Here is a 4,557-nt window from a genome sequence, read left to right as displayed (position 1 = left end):
CTCTCACATCAAAGACAGTGACACCCGATCTCAGAGCAAGCCTTGACCAGCACCAACACCCCAAGAGGCCACTGTCTCTCACACCACTGTCCCTAAACCGAGAGATCGCACTCAGAAGGGGGTCCGCCCCGCTTCTGAGTGAGAACGGGTTCTGAGAACGAATCCGGGTCCGGCCGGGCTCCGGCTGCCCGTGATTGATCTTGCTCGCGCAAAGGACCGTTTGCGAGAACAGTGCGGGACCCGGCTGGCGGCCGGGTCCCGCACTGTTCGGTGGTGCTGTCAGGTCGATGATGATCTTGTCGGCCTGATGCGCGGCCGGGCGCGAGCGTGGGGAGGGGCTTCGATCGGGCGTCGTCCAGATCCCGACAGACCCGTTCAGGCAGTGCGGTAGGCGATGTGCAGGGTCTCGCCGCTGCCCGACAGGGCGGGTTCGGACATGGTGGCCACGCCGGGGACGGCGGTCTTGAAGCCGTTCCAGGCTGTGCCGTTGAGGTCGTTGAGATAGACCCGGGAGTCCAGGCCGCGGACCGCGCACCACAGGACGCCGTTGCGGACGGCCAGCGTCGGTGCGGAGTCGGTTGTTCCGCCGAGGTTCACCGAAGGCGACCAGGTGGTGCCGTCGAAGGTTTTGACGTGAGTGACGCCGTCCAATCCGACGTGGGCGAGGTAGAGCCTGCCCTGGTGGGAAGCCAGCGCGGGCGCGTAGAACGACTGCAGCCCCGGAACCACGGTGAAGGTGCCCCAGGTGGTGCCGGTACGTCGCGCGATCCAGACCTGGGAGTTGTCGCCCGAGCCTCGGACGGCGCAGTACAGATCCCCGTTGTGGCCGGTGAGGGCGGGGGACCTGCCGCTGCTGCCGGAGAGGCGGACAGGGGTCTCCCAGGCACTGCCGGTGTAGCCGGTGACGTGCAAGGTGCCCTTGTCGCCGGTGGTGGCCAGGTACAGCTTGCCCTCGTGCACGGTGAGGGCCGGTCCCGCGGTGGAGAGCACGCCGGGCACCCCGTAGTAGCCGTGCCAGGTTCCGCCGACGAGCTTGCCCATGGAGGTCGCGTTGTTCATGTTGCGGATGGCGACGTACAGGGTGTCGCCGATCGCGGCGACGGCGGGGCCGGTGTCGGTGGGGTTCGGCAGGTTCACCGGGGTGCCCCACCGGCCGGGCACGGTGGAGACGACCTTGATGGAGTTGGGTGCGTCCGCGGGCGGAGGGCTGCCGATCCACTTGAGCTGGAGGCGGTGGCGGCCCTCACTACCGCCGTCGAAGATCCATCCGGGCGAGCCGGCGCCGCCGTAAGTGACCAGGTGGCGCAGGGCGGCCTGGTCGAAGGCCAGGGTGCGCTGCTGGACCAGATCGTCGGGGTTCTTGAACAGGTCGATCAGCCACTGGATGAGGTAGGCGATGCCGGCGACCATGGTGACGAAGTCCAGGAAGTCCCCGTACTGCGGCATCAGGAAGCCGTAGATCTCCATGAGCTGCGTGAAGCTGTACAGCTCCTCGGCGATGAGGCGGAGCTTGTTGCGCAGGTCCTCTCGCCATTTCGAGCCGCCATCGTCCTCCTCCCAGCAGGAGATGTGGCACACCATGCTGGCATCGACACGTCCGTTGAACAGCGTGGTGTTGGCCGCGAAGTCGTGCCACTCGTGCTTGTCGACGTTGGTGTAGACCGGGGTCAGGCGCTCTTGGCGGGCTCCGAACGCGCCGGCGCTGCTCAACCCCCAGTAGATTTCGTCGTCGACGCTGATCTCGTTGGACTCTCGCTCGCACAGGAACGAGTACAGGTCGACCCGGGCGAGGAACGAGGCGTTGACCTCCGCGTCCGTGGACGTGGCCCCGGCCGGTGCCCCCGAGGCGGTGACCACCGTCGCGCCGTACCCGAAGGCCGCCTGGCCCGCGTTGAAGTCCTCGCCGTCCCAGGTGTCCCCCTCGCCCGCAGTTGCGGTGGTCAGGTCGACGACGCTGACGTTGGCCTGCGCGTGGGTCTCGTCACGCAACGCCGGGAGATCCCTGATCAGGTCCTCGAACGAGTACGCCTCGGCCGCGCCCAGGCGGGTGAGCGTAGCCGGCAGCACCGCGGTGGTGGTGCCTGCGGCGGTCTCTTCCCGGTAGAGGCGCCCGAAGTCACGGACCTCGTCCTCGCTGAGCAGCAGCCGCAGCGGCGACACCAGCCGGTCCTCCAGCGGTGTCAGCTCCTGCCCGGCCTCCAGCCGGGAAGCCGCGTGCAGCATCACCCCGAACAACATCGCCGCACCCTGCGACGCCTGCGGCCGCTTTACGCCCCGCGAAATCACCGGCCGGCCCTGCAATTGCCCGCGCAGCCGCTCCAGACGCTCCACCCGTGTGGTGCCGAACTCGACAGTCTCCACGTACAGCCCTTCCCACTTGACGGCCACAGCCCCAGCAGGCACGAGCCGGGTCCACCGATCCTTTCAACACCACTACCTTTGGTGACAGGGTGTTTACGGTCAGCGATTTTTGGCGAAAAGTGGGCACACTCCCGGCACTGCAAGAGAGAAACGATCAGCCAGACGTCGAGAGGGCGGCCTGAACACGTGATGCCTGGCCGGCGAACCCGGCCAGGCGGTCAGGCCGGTCAGGCGTCCAGCTCGCCGCCGGTCGCGGCAACGCACTCGGCGCCCAGGGCGGGGGCCATGCCGGGCGTGGTGAGGATGGTCTCCGCGTCCTGGTGCGGCAACCCGCATAGCGATCGCGGGAGCCGCGCCGACTATTGCGACGGGCAGACATCCAGCGCGATGCAGACCGCAAGCGGTTCCATCTCGGAGGCGAGGAATTCGAAGATCTCGTCCGAGTTGTCTGTGACGAAGCTGGTGGCCTGCCCCTCGAAGCTGCCAGAGTTTTTCGCCAGAGAGAGGAGGAGCTCTTGGGCCTCTTCCTTCGTGGTGGTGGACGTCAGGTTGTCCTTCAGGTGCTGAACCATCTGCACGTACAACTCACACGGAGCGTTGCTGGTCATCGAGGGGTCCCTCCCAAGGGCCGATACACACGGCCGCGGACAGGCCTGTTGCCGTCCCTGTCGGGATCTTCCCATGATCCCTCGTCACCGATAGGTGGTCTTGGGAAAGTCCCCGTTCCGGCAGCGTCGGGAGGACGGGCCACCGGCACCTTCTTGCCTGCCAACCGTTTCCGGCCATCTACCTGAGAAGCGATCTACGGTGCATCCGCTCCGCTCCTATCCTGAGGCGCGCCGAGAGAGTCGGCACAGGCTTACGAGGGATGGACGTACATGAGCTCGTTTCAGGAATACGTTGATCGGGACCTGCTCGGCTCCGGGGCGGTAAACCAGGCCGCGATCATCGACCAGGCCGGGAGCACCTTGGCCGCCTCCGCTGGGCTTTCGATCTCCAGGCAGGAGGGCCAGGCCCTGGCGGCGCTGTTTTCCAGCCCTGGGGCTGCGTCAAAGGGAATCAAGGTGGCGGGCAGGACGTTCGTCTCGATCAAGGCCGACAGTCGGTCGATCTACGGCCAGCTAAGGCTTGTCCCGTAAATGATCTTTGAGTCGCCCTGGGCAGGGTCGGTCGCGCTGCGATCCGCTGGCCTATCCGGCGAGGGCGAGGTTGTGCAGGCGGGCGATGCCGAGCATGGCGTGGTGGACTCCGTCGCCTTTGAGCCGGCAGTCGCGGAGGATCTTCCAGGTCTTCATGCGGGCGAAGACGTGCTCGACGCGGGCGCGGACCTGCTTGTGGGACTTGTTGTGCGCCTGCTTCCAGTCGGGCAGGACTTCGCCTTTGCGGCGGCGGTGGGGCATGACGAGTCCGGTGCCGGGATAGCCGCCGTCGGCGATCGTGAGTGTTCTGCCGACGGCGGCTTTGGCGCCGGATTCCTCCCAGGCCTTGCAGTCGTTGCGGTTTCCGGCAAGCGGCCGGCCGACCAGGCGGGTGTCGGCGTCGATGACGATCTGGTGGTTCGTGGAATACCGGTAGTTCTTGGACTGCGCCGCCACGGCGTGGTCGCGGGTGGGCACCAGGGTGCCGTCCACGATCAGCACGGTGTCCTTGGCGAACCGCTTGCGGGGCTGCAGGGCGAGCATCGGCCCGAGGTGGTCGATGATGCGGTCCGCGGCCGACTTCGAGACCCCGAACAGCGGAGCGAGCTGGCGCATCGTCAAGTTCGTGCGCCAGTACGCCGCCACCAGCAGAGCACGGTCTTCCAGCGGAAGGCTCCACGGCCGGCCCTTGCGGACCGCGTCCGCACCCTCGCGCCGCAACACGGTCACCAGCTTCCCGAAACAGCGCGGACTCAGCCCCGTGAACGGGGCTATCCAAGACGGCTCCGACGCCGTGATCACACCAGCCACACCAAGATCATCTCACCTGTGACAAGCAGTTACGGGACAAGCCTTAGGGCTTGCAGGGAATCAAGGTGTTGCTTCCCGTGCTGGGGCTCGTTGTTGTGGTATGCGCATCCCGGACGAGACTCGTAGCCAACTCGCCGTGAAGTTCGCGGTGTTGTTCCCGCATATGGACGAGCGGCAGCGTCGGTTGTTGATGGCCGCCGAGGCCCGTGTCCTGGGTCACGGCGGTGTTCGGGCCGTCGCACTGGCG

At 66.7% G+C, this 4,557-nt stretch carries 4 protein-coding genes; 1 reads left to right on the top strand and 3 read right to left on the bottom strand.

Annotated elements, in window-relative coordinates:
• Positions 1-375: 375 nt before the first annotated feature.
• Together ACEPPI_RS39900 and ACEPPI_RS39895 are read right to left on the bottom strand one after the other, a co-directional pair.
• Positions 376-2,361 carry a hypothetical protein gene (locus tag ACEPPI_RS39900; RefSeq protein WP_373920149.1) on the bottom strand — a complete coding sequence of 662 codons (1,986 nt, stop codon included), beginning with the start codon at positions 2,359-2,361 and terminating at the stop codon, positions 376-378.
• Positions 2,362-2,720: 359 nt separating this feature from the next.
• A complete protein-coding gene (locus ACEPPI_RS39895) occupies positions 2,721-2,969 on the bottom strand; it encodes a saposin domain-containing protein (RefSeq protein ID WP_373920148.1) in 249 nt (82 codons plus the stop codon).
• A 270-nt stretch (positions 2,970-3,239) separates the two neighbouring features.
• On the opposite strand from ACEPPI_RS39895, the gene ACEPPI_RS39890 reads away from it, so the two are divergent.
• The gene (locus ACEPPI_RS39890; RefSeq protein WP_373920147.1) at positions 3,240-3,500 is read left to right on the top strand and encodes a profilin; all 261 of its coding nucleotides are present in this window, start codon (positions 3,240-3,242) and stop codon (positions 3,498-3,500) included.
• Positions 3,501-3,551: 51 nt separating this feature from the next.
• Here the strand turns inward: ACEPPI_RS39890 and ACEPPI_RS39885 are convergent, their stop codons facing one another.
• Positions 3,552-4,310, bottom strand: coding sequence for a transposase (locus tag ACEPPI_RS39885; protein WP_373920146.1), 759 nt, complete (start codon positions 4,308-4,310; stop codon positions 3,552-3,554).
• Between the last annotated feature and the right edge of the window lie 247 nt (positions 4,311-4,557).

The organism is Streptomyces sp. AB3(2024) (genome assembly GCF_041862025.1).
Lineage (GTDB): Bacteria > Actinomycetota > Actinomycetes > Streptomycetales > Streptomycetaceae > Streptomyces.
Note: the sequence above shows the minus strand (reverse complement) of the source record. Positions and strands in the feature narration are given on the sequence as shown.